Below are 20,780 nucleotides of genomic sequence, written 5' to 3'. Positions count from 1 at the left end.
CAGTAGGCATGGAAATGGGGACGGGCCGATCGGCCCGTCCCCATCTCACGTCTGGGTTCAGAGGTCAGAGCGCCCGGATGTTGGCGGCCTGCATGCCCTTCTGGCCACGCTCGGTGTCGAACTCGACCTGCTGGCCCTCGAAGAGATCCCGGCGTCCCCGGCCCTCGATCGCGGTGAAATGCGCGAAGACGTCGGCCGAGCCGTCGTCGGGGGCGATGAAGCCGAACCCCTTCTCGGAGTTGAACCATTTGACAGTGCCAGTGGCCATGTCGGTATTTCCTTCTTTGTTGCGCGGATCGCGGACGCGATCCTGGTGACCACCCCGACGGCGCCGGGATGGGAATCATGGATGGGTGGCGCGGCGGTTGCCGCACCGGGTGATCGAGGGCTTATCCGGTGAGCCGGGACGACCGGTTGGTCTGGCTCACCGACTCCGTGCGTGCCCGGAAAGCACGCCGGTGATCGGGCTGCCGATCCGCGCGAGGTTGGGGGTGGTTCGCGCGAGAAACCAGGCTACCACCGTTTGACCAGGCTCGATTCTCGTCGCGTCCGGCGAGTGTGCGATGATGGACGACAGGGCGCGACAATCGCAGCCCGGCATCGCACCACTTTCCGCACCGCGTCCGGCGCATTGACCGCCGACGAGCGCGAGCGGACCTTGGACCGTGGTGAATCCTTCTTCGAAAGCAGTCCTTTCGTGTCACGACATGAATCCGTCCCGGTGACCTTCGCGTCCCTGGGCGTTCCCACCGCGCTCATCGCTCCGCTGAGCGGACGCGGCATCACCGAACCCTTCCCGATCCAGCAGGCCACCCTGCCGGACACCCTTGCCGGCCGGGACGTCCTGGGCCGCGGCCGGACGGGTTCCGGCAAGACCCTGGCCTTCGCCCTGCCGCTGGTGGCCCGACTGGCCCGACTGGTGCCGTCGGCGTCCGGAATCGCCCCGCGGACACGTCCGGGCGCCCCGCGCGGACTGGTGCTGGCCCCGACCCGCGAGTTGGCGAACCAGATCCTGGAAACCCTGGAACCTCTGGCCAAGGCGGCCGGACTACGGGTGATGACCATCTTCGGCGGTGTCGGCCAGGGCCGTCAGGTGCAGCAATTGAAGGCCGGCGCCGACATCGTGGTCGCCACCCCCGGACGACTCGAGGACCTGATCGGTCAGGGCCACGCCCGGCTCGACGCCGTCGCCGTCACCGTGCTGGACGAGGCCGACCACATGGCCGACCTGGGCTTCCTGCCCGCGGTCACCCGCATTCTCGCCGGCACGCCGTCCGCCGGACAGCGGCTGTTGTTCTCGGCGACCCTCGACAACGGCATCGACAAGCTGGTCAACCGGTTCCTGAGCCGACCGCTGGTGCACAGCGTCGACGGGGCCGAGTCGCCGGTGACCGCGATGACCCACCACGTCTTCCTGGTGCCGGACGCGTCCCAGAAGCGGGCGATCGTCCGCGAGCTCGCGGCCGGCACGTCGCGTCGGCTGCTGTTCACCCGGACCAAGCACCAGGCCCGCCGGCTCGCCCGCGAACTGACCGCCGACGGCGTCCCGGCGGTCGAGCTGCACGGCAACCTGTCTCAGAACGCCCGCGAGCGGGGGCTCAAGGCGTTCGCCGACGGCCGCGTCCGCGTCATGGTCGCCACCGACATCGCGGCCCGCGGCATCCATGTCGACGAGGTCGACCTGGTCGTCCATGTCGATCCGCCGGCCGAGCACAAGGCCTACCTGCACCGCTCCGGCCGGACGGCACGGGCCGGCAACGACGGCGACGTGGTCACCCTGGTGCTGCCCGAGCAGCGCCGGGACTTCTCGGCACTCGCCCGAGCCGCCAAGATCACCGCGCAGCCGAAGCCGGTCCGCGCCGGTGACCGGCAGGTCGTGGCGGTGGCCGGTGAGGTGGCCGCGCCGGTGGCGGCGGGGGAGATCCCCAGCGAGGCCGCTCAGTTGGTCAAGGGCGAGTCGGCGCCGTCGGGGGGCGGCCGGTCCAGCCGTGGTGCTGGTTCCGGCGGACGCCGAGGCGGGGGCAATGCCTCCGGTGGCGGTCGCGGGCGTCGCGGCTCCGGTGCCGGTTCCCACCCCGAGGCCGGCGGCAGGCGTGGCGTCGCCCCAGCCGGGTCGTCGGTTAGCCGCGGGGACGCGGTGGTCAAGCTCTCCCGGCAGGGCAGCGGCGGCCGCCGCCGGCGTCCGGGATCGCGGTTGTCGGCCTGAGTCGGCCCGAGTCCCTGGTTGAGCCGTTCGCTGGTTGAGCTTGTCGAGACCTCGGACGGCATGGCCTGTGCGCCTACCGGTTGGGCAGCAACTAGACCGTGATCACGCTGACCAGGCCGAGGTCGGCCAGCACGGCGAAATCGTCGTCCTGGGTGACCACCGGCAGGTTGTTGGCAATGGCCGCGGCGGCTATCCACAGGTCGTTGACGTTGATCCGCCGGCCGGCCTGATGCACCTCGACCCGGAGCCGGGCCCACGCCGCGGCAGCGCTGGCGTCGATCACTACGGGATCGAGTCGGGAGACCTGCTCCAGCGTCCGCAGCCGGGCCGCACGATCGGCGACCGTCCGGGCGGCGAGAACGCCCGCCTCCAACTCGGCGAGCGTGACCACCGAGACCCGTAGTTCCTCGGGGATCCGATCAAGCGCCAGAGGCCGACCGCTCTCCGACGCGATGAAGAGGCTCGTATCGGCCAAGCCGACCGGTGTCGGCGTCACGACGGGTCACCGAGGTCGTCGGTGGTGTCGTCGGAGATCCAGGCGAGGTCAGCGCGTAGCCCCGGATCGGGTAGCGCACCGCTCCGTAGTCGTACCAACTCGGCCCGCGAGAGGGTGCTGGGCCGCAGGTCGAGTGGACGGGTGATGCGCGCCACCGGGCGACCGTTCAACGTGACGGTGACGTCGGTCCCCTCGGCCACCTGTCGGAGCACCGCGGCTGTGTGATTGCGGAGGTCTCGACTGGCGACAGTGGTCATGTGCGCAACTGTAGCAATCTGCGCACACCGGCCCGCTGGGCAGGCGCGGCGGGTATGTCCTATCGGGCGTTGAGACCGGCGAGCGCGTAGTGGCAGAACAGGTCCACCAGCTCCTCGGTCCGGGCGGACTCAGACGCCTCGGTCAGGCTGGGCAGTAGCCCGCGGAACATGCCCACCAGCAATCCGGCGTCCAGTTCGGGGTCGACCTGCGCGGGGACGGCGCCGGCCACCCGTGCTGCCCGCAACTGATCGGCGACGTAGGTCGTCCAGCCGCTGGCCGGGGCCGGGTCGAGCCGCGGGACGCGGTGCTCATCGAGCAGCCGGATCGCCGCCCGGGTCACCGGGTCGGACGCGTAGCGCCGCGCCACCTGCCCCGACACCCAGCGCAGCCTGGACAACGGCTCGGCCTCGACGTCCAGCGACGTCCTGCGGAGCAGCTCCCACGCCTCGAGTTCCTGGCGGACGACGGCCTCGGCCAGTTGCTCCTTGGTGGCGAAATGGAAGTGCACGGTCGCGCGGACCAGTCCGAGCCGAGCGGCGACATCGCCCAGGGTGGTCGCGGCGAACCCGTGCTCGTCGAACTCGGTCGCGGCCGCGATCAGCAGCGCACTGCGGGTTCGCTCCCGCTGTTCCGCACGTGCCATTCATCACCCCCTAGCCGGGGTCAGTTTAGGGGAGGGCGTCCGGGCATGGGACGGGCCCGCCCACCTGGGTGGACGGGCCCGTCTTTTGGGGGTGGCGGCTTCTACAGGACGCGGATGCCGGCTCCGTAGTAGCCCGACCAGCCCGAGTCGGCCCAGGCCCAGCTGTTGCCGTTGTACCAACCGGAGACGGCGTAGCGGCTGCCGTGCACGGCCCACGACTGGGTGTACTCGCCGGCGGTCGAGCGGGCGCTCGCCGAGGAGTAGTCGTACCAGGCGTGCAGGCTGTAGTACACGGTGGCCTGGGCGGGGGCCGCGGCGGCCACCGCGATCCCGGCGAGGGCGGACGCCAGGGCGCCGGCCCGGACCAGCTGCTTGCCGGACTTGCCGAGCTTGCCGCCCGTATCGGCCTTGGTGGGGGTGGTGATGGTCATGGTCGTTTCCTTCGTGGTTGTACCGGATTCCCCGAAGCGATGTGCACGTCGCCAATGGGCTGGAAGCGGATGGCCGATCCGTTTCACTGACTGGCTAGTCAGTCAGTGATTCGAAAGTAACGTCGGCCCCGGAAGGGGTCAAGCAGGTCTGCGGATATTGGTACGTGCAGAATTGCCTAGTATCAAACGGCGCTTTCGCGACTCATCTGTACCCGCGCGCGAAGGCCGCCGCCGTCCCTCGGGGTCAGTTGCAGCCGGCCGCCGTGGGCCCGCGCCACCGCGTCCACGATCGCCAGACCGAGCCCGTGCCCGGGAGCGGGCGAGCTGCGTTCGCCGCGCCGGAACGGCTCGATCAGTCCGGACGCCTCCGCCGCGGAGAAGCTGCGACCCGGGTTCTCGATGACCAGCTCGACGCCGGTCTCGGTGAGCCGCTGATCGACGCGGATGGTCTCGCCCACGGCGGTGTACTTGACGGCGTTCTCGATCAGGTTGGTCACCGCCCGGATCAGCATGGTTTGGTCGCCGGTCACCTCGGCGGCCATCAGCGAGACGTCGACCTGGAGGCTCTTGGCGGCGATCGCCTCGGCCTGCTCGGCCAGGACGCCGCGCACCACCTCGTCCAGTTCGACCGGGCCGGAGTCGGCCAGCCCCTGGCCGGCCCGGGCCAGCTGCAGCAGGGCCGCGATCAGTTGTTCGCTGTGCTGGTTGGCGGCGAGCGCTCGCCGCACATCGGGTACCACCGCGGGGTCGAACCGGCCCTGCAGCAACGGCGCCTCCAGTGCGGTGCGAGTGGCGGCCAACGGCGTCCGGAGTTCGTGGGACGCGTTGGCGACGAACCGCTCCTGGCGTTGGAAGCCGTCCTGCAGCCGCTCGAGCATCGCGTCGAAGGTGTCGCCGAGGGCGGTCATCTCATCGCGTGGCCCGGGCAGCGCGAGCCGGCGGGTGAGGTCGCTGGCGGAGATGTCGGACGCCAGCCGGGTCACCTCGCCGATCCGGGCGACCAGGCGTCCGGACAGCCACCAGGCCAGCGCGGCCGCAGCGACCGCCAGCGCCAGGACCAGCGCCAGCGAGCCGAGCATGGTGTTGCGCAGCACCTCGTCGCGGACGGTCGTCAGTTCGCCACTGGTCGCGACCCCCGGACGGGCGTCGCCCGACCCGGCACCGGACGGTGGGGTGGCGTTCCCGACCGAGACGGTGGAGGTGTGCAGCTGCTGGCTGAAGAAGCCGGCCATCATCGCGTACTGGGCGGCGAGCAGGACGATCCCGCCGACCACGAACGCGGTGGCGATCAGCCAGGTCAGCCTGCCCCTGAAGCTCATCACGAGGCCGCCAACCGGTAGCCGTGCCCGGCCACGGAGTCGATCAGGTCGGGCTGGCCGAGCTTGCGTCGCAGCCCGTAGACGACCACTTTCACCACCCCGCGAGTGCGTTCGTAGGGGTCCTCCCAGACCTCCTCGAGCAGGTCGTCGACGGTGACGAAGCCGCCGTCGGCCTGGGCCAGGCAGGCCAGCACGCCGAACTCCTTCGACGTCACCCGGACCGGACGCCCGCCGCGCTCGACCAGCCGGCGGGCGGTGTCGATGGTGAGATCGCCGACGGTCACCACCGGTGCCGGACGGGTCTCCTGGCGACGGGTCAGGGCACGCATCCGGGCCAGCAACTCGGTGAACGCGAAGGGTTTGGCCAGGTAATCGTCGGCGCCCAGGTCGAGCCCGGCGACGCGGTCGGCCAGGGTGCCGGCGGCGGTCAGCATCAATACCCGGGCCGGGTGTCGCAGCGCCATCAGGGTCCGGCAGACGGCGTCGCCGTCCAGCCCGGGCAGGTCGCGATCGAGCAGCACCAGTTCGACGTCCTGGCCGCCGAGCACCTCCAACGCGGCGTTGCCGTCGCCGGCCTCGCTGATCAGGTAGCCCTCGCGGCGCAGGGCCTCGACCAGGCTCTGCCGCAGGTTCGGGTCGTCCTCGACCACCAGGACACGCATGGCCACTCCTCGGGGGTAGTCGCGGGGTGTGCTGATCATCGTTGGTCGAGCTTGTCGAGACCTCTCCGGCAACGGGTTTCGACACGCTCAACCGCTATACCCCGCATTGATCAGCGCTCTAAGTATGCAGTTGGCGCGGTGAGAAACAGGTGAGGCGAATCATCACCGCGCCCTCACCCTCTGCTGCGTAGAAACGGTGTCAGTCGATCCGAGGAGGCCCCCATGCCACGAATCTCTCACCTGTTGCCGGTCCTGTCCGCGCTGCTGCTGACCGCCTGTGCGCCGGCTCCGAGCAACTCCGGAACCATAGGCGCGCCGGCGCCCTCGCCGGCGGCGAGCAGCCCCGCCGACCGCTTCGCCGCCTGCCTGACCGAGCACGGCGTCGAGGCGATCGTGCAGAACGGACGGGTGCTCACCAGGGCCGCCAAGGGCTCGCAGCCGCAGGTGGGCAATGCCCGCCCGCCGGGGGAGTCCGCGCCGTCCGCGTCCCCGGATGCCCGTCTTGCCGAAGCCGAGACCGCCTGCCGCAAAGCCGTCCCCGACTACCAGCCGCCCAATGACAACGATCCGACGAAGGGCTGATCCAATGTCCCACCGCACCCCCAGCTTCGTCCTGTCCGGCCTGGTCAGCGCACTGATTGTGGCCGTGCTCACCGGCTGCTCGGCTGCCCCAGCGCAACCGTCGGCGTCCACCGGCACCGGGCAACGGCTCGCCCCCAGCCTGGTCGCCCTGTTCCAGCAGACCCTTGAGCGGCAGAAGGCCCGGCTCAGCCCGTTCGAGAAGCAGGTACTCGAACGGGCGATCGCCAACGGCAAGATCGCCGCCGTCGATTATGAGGAAGCCTTCAGCCGGCGCACGGCCTGCATGAAGCAGGCCGGTTACAACGATCAGGTGACCAAACTGCCGACCGGGATCTACCAGATCACCCCGAACCCGCCGGCCGGCGCCGACCCGAAGGCCTGGATCGAGAAGTGGGCGGACACCGACAAGAAGTGCGCGTCCGGGAATCTGATCATCATCGAGTCCCTCTACCGCACCCAGCAGGGCAACGACGAGCTGCTGGCCGATCCGCTCGAGGTCGCCGCCCGCTGCCTGGTCAAAGAGGGGGTCGCGCCCGCCACGTTCACCGCCCGCAACCTTGAGGACTGGCTGACCAAGCAGAACCCGCCGCTGCCGTTCAATGCCAACGACCCCAAGGCCCAGGTGTGCTTCTCCAACGCCGGGATCGCGGTGGGGGTGCCGAAGTGAACGTCCGCAGGGCACGAAGGCTGGGCGGCGTCGGCGTCTTCATCGCCGCGGTCAGCCTGGCGGCGGGTGCCGTCGCCGGAGCCGCGGTGCGTCCCCAGGCAGCACCCGCCGACCTCGCCAAGCCGGTTCCGGTCACCTCGGCGCCGGTCACCGCCGAGAGCTTCGCCGACCCGCGGACGGTGCCGGTGCGGCTCGCGGTCGCGGCCGACCAGCCGATCGCGGCTGGGCGGTCCGGACGGCTCACCGAGACGCTCTGCCGGGTCGAGCGACCGATCCGCTCCGGACGGATCGTGGCCCGGATCGATGACCGTCCGGTGCTCGGGCTGGCCACCAGCCTGCCGCTCTACCGCAACCTGGCGTCCGGTTCGAAGGGACGCGACGTGCGCGCCGTGCAGCGGGAGCTGCGCCGGCTCGGTCACCGGGTCACCGTCGACGGACGCTACCGGGCCGGCACTCGCGCCGCCGTCCGCTCGATGCAGCGCAAGGCGGGAATCGCCAAACCAGACGGCCGGCTGCCGCTGAACAGCCTGGTCTGGCTGCCCGCCGCGCAGGTGACGCCCGCGAAATGCGATGCCCGCAAGGGCGACCAGTCGAACGCCGGCAGCACCCTGTTCACCGTTGCCGGACGGCTCACGTCGGTGAGCTTCACCCGTCCGGACGGACTGGTCCCCGGTGCGCGCACGCTGAGCCTGTACGGCGTGGAGGCGAAGGCCGGCCAGGGCGGGGTCGCCGACCGGAAGTTCCTGGACGCCGTCGCGGCGACCCCCGACTATCAGGCGTACGTGCTGGACGGGAAGAAGGCCGAGGTGACCGCGACGCTTCAGCTGGCCACGCCGGTGAACGCGTCCAAGGTGCCGCCGGGCGCGGTGTTCAGCTTGGCCGGCAACGCCGGCTGCGTCCAGTCCGGCGACCGGGCGATTCCGGTGACCATCGTGGGGGCCGGGCTCGGCGCGGTGCTGTTCACCACCTCTGAGACGCTCACCGAGGTCAACCTAGGCGCCGCGATCACCACCGACAGCTGCCGGCGGGCCGGATGACCGCGCCGGAGAGCCGGCTGAAAGGCGCCGGAGGACGGGCCGGTGGCCGGGCCGAGCCGGCCGGCGCGGGCGAGCCGGCGGAGATCGTGTGGGCGAGCACGCCGACGGCGGCCGAGGCGTCTGCGAGCCGGCCGACGGAGGTCGGGTCGGCGAAGGCCGAGGCGTCCGCGAGCACGCCGTCCGCGGCCGAGGCGTCCGCGAGCACGCCGTCCGCGGCCGAGGCGTCCGATCGCTGGGTGGAGGCGGCTGGCGTCACCCACCGGTTCCCGGGCACCCAACAGCTGTTCCCGCCGCTCGACTTCCGTTTCCTGCCCGGCGAGGTGATCGGGGTGTGCGGGCCGTCCGGTTGCGGCAAGTCGACCCTGCTGTCGATCCTGGCCGGCTGGGTGACGCCCGAGCAGGGCCGGCTCACCCTGCACGGGATCGAGCACATCGGCTGGGTGTTCCAGAATCCGCAGGGACTGCCCGCCCGGACCGCGCTCGACCACGTGGTGTTCCCGTTGCTGGCCCGCGGATCGTCACGCGCCGAGGCCGAGGACGAGGCACTGGCGATCATGGCGCTGTTCCGCATCGACCAGCTCGCGGCCAGGCGATTCGGCGACATCTCCGGTGGCGAGGCGCAGCGGCTGATGCTGGCCCGGGCCGTCGCCACCGGTTCGGACCTGCTGCTGGTCGACGAGCCGACCGCGCAACTCGACCTGGCCACCGCGGCGACGGTGAACCGGACGCTGGCCAACCTGGCCGCCGGTGGCAGCATCGTGGTGATCGCCACCCACGACCCGCAGACCCGGGCGTCCTGCACCCGGGTGCTCGACCTGGCGGCGAGGGTCGCGGCATGAGACTCGGCGGCATCGTCTCGGAAGCCTGGCGGAACCTGGTCTCGGGCACCGCGCGAGCCGGCTGGCTGGCGTTGTGTGCCGCGCTGGTCGTCGCCGGGGTCACCGTCGTTGACGTGTTCTTCGTCGCCGACCTGCAGGCCCGGGCCGCGCGGGTGCATGCGGCGGCAGCGGACGTCCGGGTGCTGACCGTCGACGGCCAACAGGTCGACCCGCAGGCCTGCCGGAACCTGAACCGGACGCCGAACACCACCGCCGGCGCGTTGCGGGCACGCGACCCGATCACCCTGTCCGGGGTGGACTCCTACCCGATCCCGGCATGGGAGGCAACCCCCGAGCTCGGCCGGATCCTCGGCGTCGCCGATCCCTCGGCTGCTGGGGTCTGGCTGTCCACCGAGTTGGCCGGACGCCTCGGCGTAGGTCCCGGCTCGACGCTGGCGACCAGGGAAGGCCCGATGCGGGTCGGCGGGGTCTTTCCCAGCCCCGATGACGGACGCGACACCCGGCTGGCCTACGCCCTGGTGGTGCCGACGACGGCACAGCGCGGCTTCGACGAATGCTGGGCGCGGGTCTGGCCGATGAACCCCGAGGTGGACGAGTTGTTGCGGACGACGACCTTCACACGTCCGGACGACACCAAGACGATCGTGCTGGGCCAGCTGAACAACAACTTCGGCAGCAGGTTCAGCCCGAGTACCGAGTTCGACGCCCGCAGTACCCGCTGGATCGGCTGGTGCGGGGTGGCGGCGGTGTTCCTGCTCGGCCTGGTCGCCGCCCGATCGCGGCGGCTGGAGTACGCCAGCGCCCTGCACGCCAGGCAGCGCAAGCTGGACCAGCTGGCCACCGCCGGGGTGGAAGCCCTGGCCTGGTCGGCGTGTGCGGTGCTGCTGGCCAAGGCCGCGATCGTCGGGGTCGCGCTTGCCATCGCACCGAGCGAAGCCCTGCTGGTCGCCGGACTCCCGGACCCGGTGATCGCCGCCATCCCGCTCGCCGCAACGGCCGGCATGCTGCTCGGGGTCGGCTTGGTCCGCGAACGACACCTGTTCCGCTACTTCAAGGAACGCTGACCCTCGCCGGTCGAGCTTGTCGTGGGTCGAGCTTGTCGAGACCCCGGCCGTGTGGGGAACCCTGTAGTCGTCGACAGGTTCACCTCCCGACCCCGGATGGACACCGTGGTGGCAGACTCGGCGCATGGCGGACGCGTCCACGATCACGCCGCGCGAGCGGGCGGTGCTCGACCTCGTCCGGCGACGGTGGACGAACGCCGAGATCGCCGCGGAACTGGTGCTCTCGGTGCGCACCGTGGAGACCCACGTCTCATCGCTGCTGCGTAAACTCGGCGCCGCCGACCGGCGGGCGCTCGCCCGGGACGACTCCGGTCCTCACCCCGCCCGCGGCGCAACGCCGACGACAGGGTCGGTGCTCCGGTTCGTCGAGGCCAGCGGCGGTGTCCGGCTGGCCGTCGCGGAGAGCGGGAGGCGGGCGTCCACCCTGGTGAAGACGGCGACCTGGCTGACCCAGGTGGACAAGGACACCGAGGCCAGCCCGATCTGGGGGCACTGGGTGCGCGAACTCGGCGCCCGCTACCGGTATGTGCGCTACGACCCGCGTGGCTGCGGACTGTCGGACCGGAACCTCGCCGGGTGTGACCTGACCGATCTCGACCTGTGGATCGACGACCTGCGGCGAGTGGTGGACACCCTCGGCGAGGGCCCGGTGGCGTTGCTCGGAGTGTCCCAGGGCGGTCCGGTGGCGCTCGGCTTCGCAGCCCGCTACCCGGACCGGGTCAGCCACCTGGTGCTGTACGGCACCTACGCCCGCGGCATGCGCTGCCGGGACGACCCGGTGCAACTCGCGGAGTCCGACGTCAAGGTCGGCATGGCCCGGGTGGGTTGGCAGATGGAGAGCGCGGAGTTCCGGGAGAACTTCGGACGCGCTTTCGTGCCCGACGCCGGACCCGACGAGATCGCCTGGTTCAACGACCAGCTGCGGGCTACCACCAGTCCCGAGAACGCGCCGCTGCTCGAGGGTGCCTTCCACGGCCTGGACGTCAGCGACCTGGCCCGCACCGTCACCGTGCCCACCCTGGTGTTGCACGCCACCGGTGACCGCGGCGTCCCGTTCGAAGAGGGACGGTTCCTGGCGGGCCTGATCCCGCACGCCCGGTTCGTCGCGTTGAACAGCCGCAACCATGTGCTCTTGCAGCGCGACATCGCCTTCGCCCAGTTCCTGGCCGAGGTGGAGAACTTCCTGCGGTGAGAGCGGGCGGTCGATGTCGTTATGTCCCAATCATTAGGACATCCGGCCCGGTGACGGGTGGGGATCGTCAGCGTCGAGGCGGTGGTACGCGGGACGGGGGTCGCGGCCCACTTGTCGAGGCGTCGATACGCGAATCCGTCAGGATCGCGGGGGAGCTTTCGCGGCGGCCGCACGGATCTCGGTGACCAGGGTCGGGTAGGGGTCGACCAGCGGCTCACGCTGCGCACGAATCGATTGCATCGTCTCCGCGAGCGGCGCACCCGCGGTGTAGAACCGGGCGCGCGTCTGGCCGTGCGGCTGCAGCAGACCCAGTTGAGCGAGCTGGGCAAGGTCGCGAGTGGCAGTCCGCTCCTCGACCGCGGTCCGCTTCAGATAGGACGGCCGGGTAACCCGCAGGCCGAGCAGCACGTCGAAAAGGGCCTCGGCAGCACGTTCCGGAAGGCTGTGCTTCGCTACCAGTGCGTCAACCTGCCCCCAGAGTCGCTCGGCTTCGGCGAATCGCCGCTGGAGGGTTTGGGCTTGCATGTGGTGTGCCCTGAGATTGAACTGGATCCATAGGCGCGTGTCGCGCTCGGGATGCCAACCGCCACCGCCTGTCGCGGCGAGCACGGCGTAGTAGTCGTCGGTGTTGTGGCCGAGCCATTCCTCGATGCTGCTGAACGTCGGCTCAAGTACCTGATCCTGCGCCAACACCATGGTCTGCAACCCTCGTGCCATCCGGCCGTTCCCGTCTCGGAACGGGTGGATCATCACCAGGTTGAGGTGCGCCATCGCGGCCCGCACCATGGCTTCCCCGTCCCCGTGCTTGAGATCGCCGATCAGCAGGCGGACCAGCCCAGGCACCTCCTCGGGGTCGGGGCCTTCATAGACGTCGCGTTCGGTTCGATCGTCCCGCACGTAGATGGAGGTGGGGCGGTAGCGGCCGGGGGACTTGGCGAGTTCGTGCTCGAGGAGCATGAAGTGCATCGACCGCAGCATGCTTTCGTCAATGGTGAAGCCCGGGTCTGCGGCGACGCTGAGCACATAGGTGAGCACGCGGCGGTAGCCGATGATTTCGGCCCAGGTTCGTTCATCCGCGGTCAACGGTGGTTGGTCCTCGACTGCGGCGGCGGCGTCCTGATCGCTGACGGTGTAGCCCTCGATGCTGTTGGAGCCCTGGATGGCTCGCGCCTGGGCCGTCCGGCGCAACCCCCCGTCCCATCGTTTGGGGACGCGCAACACCGAGGCCAGGCGTTCGCGGATCTGGCCTATCTCAGCGATGACCGCGAGGTCGTCGAGTCCCAGGTCGGCCTGCCGGAAGAGGGCTGCCATCACGATGTCCTTATGTCCGAATCATTAGGACATCCAGGCTAGGTGTTGCCAGGTGATGTCGCAATGATTGAGACATAAGGACATCGGTCTCCCGAGTCCGAGCTCCGGGACCGCCGGCGGAAGGATCGCGGCCGTGACGATGCTCCGTGGTGTCCACGGAGAGCCAGGTTCGGTACCCACCCCGGATGTGTGCCGCGCGGGGGCCGCGCGACAGTGAGGACACGTTCCGCACAGGAGGAGACCACCATGACACTCACCGAGCAACCCGCCCACAACGGCGTCGACGTCGAGACGCTGTTCGCCACCATCGACGCGGTGAAGGCCAACCCGCAGATCGCCGCATTCCGGTTCCGGGCCGACAACCAGTGGCTCAGCGGCACCAACAGCCGCACCACCATCTATACCTTCTATGGGGCGATGCAGGAGCTGACCCACGTCGAACCGCGCAGTTACGACGCCGACCATCCCGCGGTGCTGACCGGCAAGGACCGCGGGTCGACCCCGGTGGAGTTCCTGTTGCACGCACTGGCCGCCTGCCTGACGGCCGGCCTCGCCAACATCGCCGCCGCCCGCGGCGTCCGGCTCACCGAGGTGACCTCGACGGTCGAGGGCGACATCGACCTGATGGGGCTGCTCGGGCTCGACCCGGCGGTCCGCAACGGCTACCAGGGCATCCGGGTGTCGTTCCGGCTGCGCGGCGACGACCCCGACGCGCTGCGCCGGGCCTTCGACCAGTCGGTGGCACGCTCGGCCGTCCTCGACGTGCTCAGCAACGGCGTCCCGGTCGCCATCGACGTGGACGCCGGCTGAGCCGCCCGACGCGAGAAAGGGGACGCGATCATGTCTGGGGAACCGCTGATCGCCGCTGGTCGAGCCTGTCGAGACCGCTCTGACCTCGGGTTCCGACACGCTCGACCAGCGAGTCGCCGCATTGATCAGGGCCGTCCCGGCGGACCAGACGTGGACGTGGTGATCGTGGGCGCCCGGGCCGCTGGTGCGGCGACCGCGTTGCTGCTGGCCCGGGCCGGCCTGTCGGTGCTGGTGGTCGACCGCGAGCGTCCGGGCGCCGACACCCTGTCGACGCACGCCCTGATGCGCGGCGCGGTGGTGCAGTTGCACCGCTGGGGCCTGCTCGGGGACGTGATTCGTGCGGGCACGCCGGCGATCCGCGAAACCACCTTCCACTACGCCACCGAGTCGGTCTGGCTGCCGATCAAACCCGGCGGGGGTGTCGATGCCCTGTACGCGCCGCGCCGGACGGTACTCGACCCGATCTTGGTCGCGGCGGCCCAGGACGCGGGGGCCGTCGTCCGCTACGGCGCGGCGCTGGTCGGCGTCCGCACCGGCGGCGGCCGGGTGACCGGGGTGGAGGTCCGCGATCGTCACGGCCGGGTCGAGACGATCACGGCCGCGATGGTGATCGGTGCCGACGGACGCCGCTCGACGCTGGCGCGCCTAGTGTCCGCGCCGATCACCCACCACGCCGCCCACACCACAGCCTGCGCGTACGGGTACTACCGCGACCTGCCCTGCCGAGGCTACGAGTGGGCGTACCGGACGTCCGGCATGGCGGGACTGATTCCCACCAACGACGCGACGTGTGTGTTCGTCGCCCAGCGACCCGGACGCCTCGCGCGGCACCGGGCCGGACTCGAAGCGGCGGTGGCGGACGCGTCCCCGGACCTCGCCGAGCGGCTGCGCGCCGCCGAGCCGACCTCACCGGTCCGAACCTTCGTCGGCCAGCCGGGATATCTGCGCCAGCCGTGGGGACCGGGCTGGGCGCTTGTCGGCGACGCCGGCTCATGGAAGGACCCGATCAGCGCACACGGCTTGACCGACGCGCTGCGGGACGCCGAACTGCTGGCCGGCGCAGCCGTCCGGGTGCTGGCGGGGGAGGCGTCCGAGGCTGAGGCGTTCGGCCACTACCAGGCGACCCGCGACCGGCTCACCCTGCCGATCCTCACCGGCAGCGCCGAGATCGCGGCCTTGCAATGGGACGACGAGCGAATCAGGTTGCTGCTCCGCGAACTGAACCTGGCGATGAGCGACGAACTGCGAGTGATCGAGAAGTTCGGGGAGGTGCTGATCAATCAGGTCCCGGCTGCGGCGCACCCCGGCTAGCGATCGACGACCCATCATCTCTTGCGCTGTATGACCCGCTACGACCACACGATCCGGGGGCGGTGCCGCTTTGCGCCTTCCTGCATGGCCGCTATGGACGCCGCAGTAGGGCGCGGGCAGCAAGATCGGGGAGGGCCTTGTTGAGCCAGCCGGCTAATCCCTTGAGCACATCCATGGTCGGGTCCGCCCAGTGATATGCGGCCAGATCGAGCTGATCCCCCTGGACTCGCCAGCCGATCCCGTCCATGATCCGTGCGGCCAGGCTGCGCGATCGGTAGAGGTCATCTCCGGCGGCGGTGATGAGCAGCGCGACGAGGCCGGCGTCCTTCTCGTGCGGCTTCCCGAGCGGAATCCGGGACGCGATGTGTCGCAGCAGGGCGTCCGGGTCGTCGACGAGCTTGGCGCCGGCGGCGGTGATGGTGAGTTTCCCGCGAGCCTTCCGGAGCAGGCCGAGCGTGGTCGCCGATGACCGCAGGTGTAGCACGGGGATCGTCTGGTCCTCGCGATTGCCCTTGCCGATCCACTCGTCGTCCATCTCGAGGTCGCGATAGAGCGTGGTCACGATCGCGGGCGGCAAGTATCCGGCGCCGGTGAGGGTGATGCCGGATCCAACCGTCCGCAGCAGGTGCTGGTAGCGGTGGGTCAGTGCGGCGACCTCGGCCTCGGACGGCGGCGGGCCTTCCATCGCGCGTGCGACGAGCCTGGTCAGATCGGCATTGGCTGGTCCCATAACGCGGCGGAACAACTCGCCGATCTCCTCGCGCCACGCGTCCAGTGCGGGCAGATCGGGAGTGTCCAACAGTTCGTTGACCTCGTCGACGCTGAACAGCTCGGGGTCGTAGCCGTCGGGCAGCCAGTCCAGCTTGTGCGCGACCCATTCGGTGTCCATGCCCTCGGTGTCTCCCGCGAGCATGGCCAGCGCTTCCTCATAGCCGGGGACTCCGCCGACGTCCTCGGGCGGGCAGGCGCGGGCGCCAGCGATGCAGGTGGCGACTCGGTCGCCGTCCGTCCACGGTTCGACCTTCTCGAGCCGGATGGTGTGATCCCAGCCGTCGCCGAAGTCGTACTCGTAGTAGAGCCGATCCTTCGGCTTGCCGAGCACCTGGTCGAGGCGGACGTCGGCCTCGAGCGTGCCCTGCTCACCCTCCTCCAGATCGAACGGGGTCAAGAAGGGTGCGGTGCCGCGTTGGAGCGATCCCGGGCCCATGATGAAGTGGTGGAGGTGGCTGTCGGTCCAGCCCATGGCGACCTGGATGATGTCGTGCAGCTGACTCAACGTCAGGTCGCTGGCCAACCGCAGACGCCGCCAGATCGGCGGCTTGGCGCGATCCAGATCGATGCGGACGGTGAACCGAACTCGCTTGGTGCGCTTCGGGAGCAGCTTCGGCTGGCGCAGTGCGAAGGGATCGAATCCGAGGAGTCCGGGCGAGAATCCCGGCCCGGTGAGCGATCGGCTTGCTCCAGGGAACTGGATCACGTTGTCATCGGCTGGCATGCGAGACCTCCTCCGGCGAGCCTATCGACAGCCCGCCAGCCGTCTGCTCGGCGGCCCACGTCAATCGGTAGTCCAACCCAGCTTGACACGCCTGTGTAGACCACTACACACTAGTCCTCGTGCCGGGTGGGCCGAAGGTCGTCGGTTAACTCTGGAATTGTGTGTCCGAGGTTCGAGTCCTCGCTGGTGAAAGCCAGTAGCTCAGGTGGTAGAGCAACAATCTCCGGCGGCCACCACCATGACCACCTGGCACCCACAACAGAATTCGCGAGGTCGGGCGGGCCGAAGATCATCGGTTACCACTTCTAATGGGCGGGTTGCGGGTTCGAGTCCCGCCGTCATTCGTGGCGTAGCTCAATCGGCAGAGCAGCTTCCGGTGGTCACACCACGCCCGCCCGGCCTCGTCATGACAGCGGTAAGAGGATCTCCGTCGATCGAGCTTGTCGAGACCAGGTCCTTCGCGGGTTGAGCTCGTCGAAACCCGGTCGCCGGTCTTCGCTGGTCGAGCTTGTCGAGACCAATTCGTCGAACGGCCGCTGTCCCCGAAACCGCGACGCGGGGACGGGCCGGAGTGGATCGGTTACCTCTACCTTCTCAGGGATGGTCCAGGAGTGGACCAGCCCGGCGAATGCCGGGTCCCGTCCGGTCCGCACGCCACGCCCGTCCCCGCCCGCACACCGAAAGGAGGAACTGAAAATGGACATTCTGCGCATGCTGAACCTGCGCCGGACCCTGCAGAGCGAGGCCGCCGACCCCAAGCAGGTCGCGAACTCGGCAGGCGGCTACGTCTTCGAGTTGGACGACGCCGCGCGGCTGCGCCGGTTCCTCACCCTCGGTGTGGACGGCGGCACCTACTACGCCTCCGACCGTGCCCTGGCGATCGAGAACGCCGCGGTGCTGACCCGGATGGCGGCGTCCGACCCCGAGGGCCTGGTCGCCACCATCGTGGACGTCTCGACCCGCGATGCGGCGCCGAAGCAGAACCCGGCGCTGTTCGCGCTGGCCTACGCGGCGTCCGTGCCCAAGGCGGCTCCGGCGGCGCTGGCCGCGCTGCCGCAGGTGGCCCGGACCGGTACGCACCTGTTCCTGTTCGCCGGTTACGTCGAACAGTTCCGCGGCTGGGGCCGTGGCCTGCGGCGTGCGGTGGCCGGCTGGTACACGTCCAAGGACGCCGATCGGCTCGCCCACCAGGTGGTCAAGTACCGCCAGCGTGAGGGCTGGTCGCATCGGGACCTGCTGCGGCTGGCGCACCCGGCGACGTCCGTGCCGGCGTTGCGGGACACCTTCGAGTGGGTGGTCCGTGGCGCCGTCGGTGCCGAGGTTCCGGCTCTGGTCATGGGTTTCGCGGCGGCGCAGCAGGCATCCGATGCGGCGACCTGGGCACGGCTGGTCCGCGAGTACGGCCTCAGCTGGGAGATGCTGCCCGACCGCGCGCTCACCGAGCGCACGGTGTGGGACGCACTGCTGGACGCCGGCATGCCGCAGACGGCGCTGATGCGTCAGCTGCCGCGACTGACCGGTCTGGGCATGCTGCCGTTGCTGGGTGGCCGGACCCGTGAGGTGGCCGCGCAGTTGGCGGAAGCCGAGCGGCTCAAGCGGGCCCGGGTGCATCCGATGAATGTGCTGGTCGCCCAGCGCACCTACGCCTCGGGCCGTTCGGCCCGCGGTTCGGGGGCGTGGAAGCCGACCCGGCGGATCGTGGACGCCCTGGACGCGGCCTTCTACGCGGCGTTCGGTGCGGTCGAGCCGTCCGGTAAGCGGATGTTGCTGGCGGTGGACGTGTCCGGCTCGATGGGTGTGCCGATCTCTGGCATGCCGATCACGGCTCGTGAGGCGTCCGCGGCGCTGGCGTTGGTGCAGCTGGCGACCGAGCCGGAGTCGAGCGCGGTCGGTTTCTCGGGTTCGTTCGGCATCGGGGGCTACTCGAAGTTGAAGCCGTTGGCGATTTCGCCGCGGCAGCGGCTGGACGACGCCCTGCGGGTGATCGACGCGATGCCGTTCGGTCCGACGGATTGTGCGTTGCCGATGTTGTATGCGGCGGAGCAGGGTCTTGAGGTCGACGTGTTCGTGGTCTACACCGACAACGAGACCTGGTCCGGCAAGGTGCACCCGTACCAGGCGCTGCGGGCGTACCGGGAGAAGACTGGGATTGCGGCCAAGCTCGTGGTGGTCGGTATGACGGCGACTGGTTTCAGCATCGCTGATCCGGATGATGCGGGCATGCTCGACATCGCCGGGTTCGATGCGGCGGTGCCGAACCTGATCACGGAGTTCGCCCGTGGCTGATGCGCTGAAAGGAGGCGGTCCCCCTGCCAGGGGTGCCGCCTCTCGCGCGTCACGCGGCGGGGGAGTCTCGGACGCCCGTGCTGCGCGGGCGCGGGAGTTGCATCGCAAGGCTGCTGAGGCGGACGAGTTGGCGGCCCGGAAGCGGGCTGAGCGGGACGCGTTGATCCGGCGGCTGCGGGAGGAAGATCCGCAGCGGTGGAGCTACGGGGCATTGGCGGCCGCGATCGGGTGCAGTCGGGAGTTGATCGCGCTCGTAGTGAAGAGACGCTGAGTCCACCCTCCTTGAATCGATTCCGCTGCAGGCTCCGTCTCACACCATGTGGACCGGGGTCCGGCTCGCGCAGGTTGGTGACCTCGGTGTCCAGCGAGGGTCGGCCGGCACGCCGATTCCAACGCGGTCCCAGCACGATCCTCAGATCGGTCCCATGTATCAATCGTCACTCAATCCCTAAAGCGGCACCTGGCACATTGATCAGCTCAACCTGAAGTGCTTGCTAAGGGCAACCCGAAGACCGTACCTTTACGGCATGAATGATCCGTTCGCCAGCATCGAGGACGAAGCTCCACAGTCGCCTGCCGAACTTCGTGCCTCACTGCTCGGCGACGCTCGGCGTGGGTACGCCATGGTCCGCAAGATCTTTGTGCAGCAGGCGCGCGAGTCTGGATCGAGGCCGTCTGTTCTGGGTGAGATGGTCCAAGCCCGCCAGGAGACCGCATTGCGCCTAATGCTCCTGATGCTCGCACTGGAGCCGCTTGACGGGCTCACCCTGCCACCAGCTCGCTGGGCAGCGCTGCTCTCCGCGGAGGCCAAACCGTGCACGTCTGACCAGCTCAGCCGTGCCGTCCGTCAACTCGAGAGCCGACATCTGATCGTCCGCAAGGGCACCAGCCGCCTACCTGGATTTGTGCCGCTGCAGGAGGACGGGAGCGGCGCCGCCTATAGCCGCCCCAATTCTGTCAGCTCGAAGGGAGGAAAAGGATTCTTCATCGTGCCGGACGAATTCTGGAGCTCCGGGCTTGTCGACCGGCTACGCCTCCCGGGGGTCGCCATGTTCCTGATCTGCCTTCACGACACGCACCAGCGGCCGGCCTTTCAGGTGACGCTGGAGAAGATGCCCGCCTGGTACGGGATCAGCGAGCGAACCGCGGAACGCGGCTACCACGAGCTTGCCAACCATGGGATTCTGCTCACGCATCCGCAGACCGTCCCTGACCGGAAAGCACCCAATGGAATCCGGACGGTGCTGTGGCGAGCGCTGAGTGAGCCCTACAGCAAGGAGTCCAGGGAGTCGCTCCAGACGAAGACTCGCCAGCGCGTGCAGCAGTTATCAGGGACAAGTGGCGCAACCAGTGAGTCAATTCCGGTTCCAGGATTTACGGTCGATGCAGAGGACCGAAATGAGTAGTCACGGTCTGACCGCCTGGGTCGATGAGTCCGGATCCAACTCATCTCTGGACCCAAACACCTACATCATGGCGGCCGCAATCACCACAGCCGACCAGACGGAGATAGTGCGCGCCTCCATGGCCAGTCTGCTTCTGCCGGGTCAAGTCAAGCTCCATTGGCGCGACGAACGAGCGCGTAGGCAGCGTCAGATCGCGGAGGAGATCGCGGCCATGAGTGTCGAGCATATGGTCGTGGTCACATCGCCCCACGCCAATCGGAGTCTGCCTGAGCGTCGCCGCAGACTAACCCTGGAGGTCTTGTTGCCCGGACTGGCGGAACTCGGGGTCGATCAGGTCGTCTTCGAATCGAGGGGTGCAAGTGATGATCGGAGAGACCGGGTCATGTTAGACCACCTCAGGCAGCAGCAGATCGTCGATGCGTCTCTTCGGATCGACCATCGCGTCGGGCGAGGCGAACCTCTGCTGTGGGTACCCGATGCGCTGTGCGGCATTGTCAGCGCGAACCGCTGCGGCGACGCGACGCTAATCGAACTCGTCGCTCACTGCGTCAGGGTGATCCAGCACGCGCCCAGAACCTGACTCGGTGAGTCTGCTCCCTAGACAGCGCGAAACCCGGGCCCTGTCGTCCGGCAGGAAATCCCGGGTTCACTTCCAAGTCTCACCGCGGTGGACTGGCTACATCACCAATCATGCCAGGCCCCTTGTCATGTGACAAGGTCGGGCATGCCAGATGACTCGTCACATGACAAGGAGAGGACTCCCTG

At 69.4% G+C, this 20,780-nt stretch carries 21 protein-coding genes; 12 read left to right on the top strand and 9 right to left on the bottom strand.

From position 1 onward, the window contains the following. Positions 1–64: 64 nt before the first annotated feature. Entirely contained in the window at positions 65–268 is a 204-nt protein-coding gene (locus QM711_RS15160) for a cold-shock protein (protein WP_298130278.1), read from the bottom strand. A gap of 429 nt (positions 269–697) precedes the next feature. Here QM711_RS15160 and QM711_RS15155 point away from each other — a divergent pair, with 429 nt between their 5' ends. Beyond that, entirely contained in the window at positions 698–2,206 is a 1,509-nt protein-coding gene (locus QM711_RS15155) for a DEAD/DEAH box helicase (RefSeq protein WP_415100780.1), read from the top strand. Positions 2,207–2,297: 91 nt separating this feature from the next. On the opposite strand, the gene QM711_RS15150 is transcribed toward QM711_RS15155, so the two are convergent. From QM711_RS15150 to QM711_RS15125, 6 genes are all read right to left on the bottom strand, one after another. Further along, positions 2,298–2,702: a PIN domain-containing protein gene (locus QM711_RS15150; protein WP_415100778.1), complete on the bottom strand. Its 405-nt coding sequence runs from the start codon at positions 2,700–2,702 to the stop codon at positions 2,298–2,300. Next, a complete protein-coding gene (locus tag QM711_RS15145) occupies positions 2,699–2,959 on the bottom strand; it encodes a type II toxin-antitoxin system Phd/YefM family antitoxin (RefSeq protein WP_415100776.1) in 261 nt (86 codons plus the stop codon). The genes QM711_RS15150 and QM711_RS15145 overlap by 4 nt, the downstream gene beginning before the upstream one ends. 59 nt (positions 2,960–3,018) lie before the next feature. Further along, on the bottom strand, positions 3,019–3,603 hold the full coding sequence (locus tag QM711_RS15140) for a TetR family transcriptional regulator (protein WP_415100774.1): 585 nt from the start codon (positions 3,601–3,603) through the stop codon (positions 3,019–3,021). A 101-nt stretch (positions 3,604–3,704) separates the two neighbouring features. Then, positions 3,705–4,034 carry a hypothetical protein gene (locus QM711_RS15135; protein WP_415100772.1) on the bottom strand — a complete coding sequence of 110 codons (330 nt, stop codon included), beginning with the start codon at positions 4,032–4,034 and terminating at the stop codon, positions 3,705–3,707. A gap of 182 nt (positions 4,035–4,216) precedes the next feature. Then, a complete protein-coding gene (locus QM711_RS15130) occupies positions 4,217–5,353 on the bottom strand; it encodes a sensor histidine kinase (protein WP_415100770.1) in 1,137 nt (378 codons plus the stop codon). After that, positions 5,353–6,015 (bottom strand): response regulator transcription factor, encoded by a 663-nt coding sequence (locus QM711_RS15125; protein ID WP_415100768.1) that lies wholly within the window; start codon positions 6,013–6,015, stop codon positions 5,353–5,355. Before QM711_RS15125 ends, QM711_RS15130 begins: the two co-directional genes overlap by 1 nt. 222 nt (positions 6,016–6,237) lie before the next feature. Here QM711_RS15125 and QM711_RS15120 point away from each other — a divergent pair, with 222 nt between their 5' ends. The 6 genes from QM711_RS15120 (at position 6,238) to QM711_RS15095 (ending at position 11,396) form a co-directional block, all read left to right on the top strand. Beyond that, entirely contained in the window at positions 6,238–6,597 is a 360-nt protein-coding gene (locus tag QM711_RS15120; RefSeq protein WP_415100766.1) for a hypothetical protein, read from the top strand. 4 nt (positions 6,598–6,601) lie between these two features. Next, on the top strand, positions 6,602–7,264 hold the full coding sequence (locus tag QM711_RS15115) for a hypothetical protein (protein WP_415100764.1): 663 nt from the start codon (positions 6,602–6,604) through the stop codon (positions 7,262–7,264). Continuing rightward, entirely contained in the window at positions 7,261–8,301 is a 1,041-nt protein-coding gene (locus tag QM711_RS15110; RefSeq protein ID WP_415100762.1) for a peptidoglycan-binding domain-containing protein, read from the top strand. Before QM711_RS15115 ends, QM711_RS15110 begins: the two co-directional genes overlap by 4 nt. After that, entirely contained in the window at positions 8,298–9,140 is an 843-nt protein-coding gene (locus QM711_RS15105) for an ATP-binding cassette domain-containing protein (RefSeq protein WP_415100760.1), read from the top strand. The genes QM711_RS15110 and QM711_RS15105 overlap by 4 nt, the downstream gene beginning before the upstream one ends. Beyond that, positions 9,137–10,204: a hypothetical protein gene (locus QM711_RS15100; protein WP_415100758.1), complete on the top strand. Its 1,068-nt coding sequence runs from the start codon at positions 9,137–9,139 to the stop codon at positions 10,202–10,204. Before QM711_RS15105 ends, QM711_RS15100 begins: the two co-directional genes overlap by 4 nt. A 124-nt stretch (positions 10,205–10,328) precedes the next feature. Beyond that, positions 10,329–11,396, top strand: coding sequence for an alpha/beta fold hydrolase (locus tag QM711_RS15095; protein ID WP_415100756.1), 1,068 nt, complete (start codon positions 10,329–10,331; stop codon positions 11,394–11,396). Positions 11,397–11,534: 138 nt separating this feature from the next. On the opposite strand, the gene QM711_RS15090 is transcribed toward QM711_RS15095, so the two are convergent. Beyond that, positions 11,535–12,707, bottom strand: coding sequence for a Fic family protein (locus QM711_RS15090; RefSeq protein ID WP_415100754.1), 1,173 nt, complete (start codon positions 12,705–12,707; stop codon positions 11,535–11,537). 246 nt (positions 12,708–12,953) lie between these two features. On the opposite strand from QM711_RS15090, the gene QM711_RS15085 reads away from it, so the two are divergent. Next, positions 12,954–13,517 carry an OsmC family protein gene (locus QM711_RS15085; RefSeq protein WP_415100752.1) on the top strand — a complete coding sequence of 188 codons (564 nt, stop codon included), beginning with the start codon at positions 12,954–12,956 and terminating at the stop codon, positions 13,515–13,517. 150 nt (positions 13,518–13,667) lie between these two features. Continuing rightward, positions 13,668–14,828, top strand: coding sequence for an NAD(P)/FAD-dependent oxidoreductase (locus QM711_RS15080; RefSeq protein WP_415100750.1), 1,161 nt, complete (start codon positions 13,668–13,670; stop codon positions 14,826–14,828). Between the two features lie 91 nt (positions 14,829–14,919). Here the strand turns inward: QM711_RS15080 and QM711_RS15075 are convergent, their stop codons facing one another. Continuing rightward, a complete protein-coding gene (locus QM711_RS15075; protein WP_415100748.1) occupies positions 14,920–16,323 on the bottom strand; it encodes a plasmid pRiA4b ORF-3 family protein in 1,404 nt (467 codons plus the stop codon). A gap of 696 nt (positions 16,324–17,019) precedes the next feature. Between QM711_RS15075 and QM711_RS15070 the strand changes: the two genes are divergently transcribed. From QM711_RS15070 to QM711_RS15060, 3 genes are all read left to right on the top strand, one after another. Then, positions 17,020–18,609 carry a TROVE domain-containing protein gene (locus tag QM711_RS15070; protein WP_415100746.1) on the top strand — a complete coding sequence of 530 codons (1,590 nt, stop codon included), beginning with the start codon at positions 17,020–17,022 and terminating at the stop codon, positions 18,607–18,609. Between the two features lie 527 nt (positions 18,610–19,136). Then, entirely contained in the window at positions 19,137–20,015 is an 879-nt protein-coding gene (locus QM711_RS15065) for a hypothetical protein (protein WP_415100744.1), read from the top strand. Beyond that, a complete protein-coding gene (locus QM711_RS15060; RefSeq protein WP_415100742.1) occupies positions 19,993–20,595 on the top strand; it encodes a hypothetical protein in 603 nt (200 codons plus the stop codon). The genes QM711_RS15065 and QM711_RS15060 overlap by 23 nt, the downstream gene beginning before the upstream one ends. The last annotated feature ends 185 nt before the right edge of the window (positions 20,596–20,780 follow it).

It is taken from the genome of Micropruina sp. (genome assembly GCF_047602385.1).
Lineage (GTDB): Bacteria > Actinomycetota > Actinomycetes > Propionibacteriales > Propionibacteriaceae > Micropruina.
This window is presented reverse-complemented; position numbering and strand designations above follow the sequence as displayed.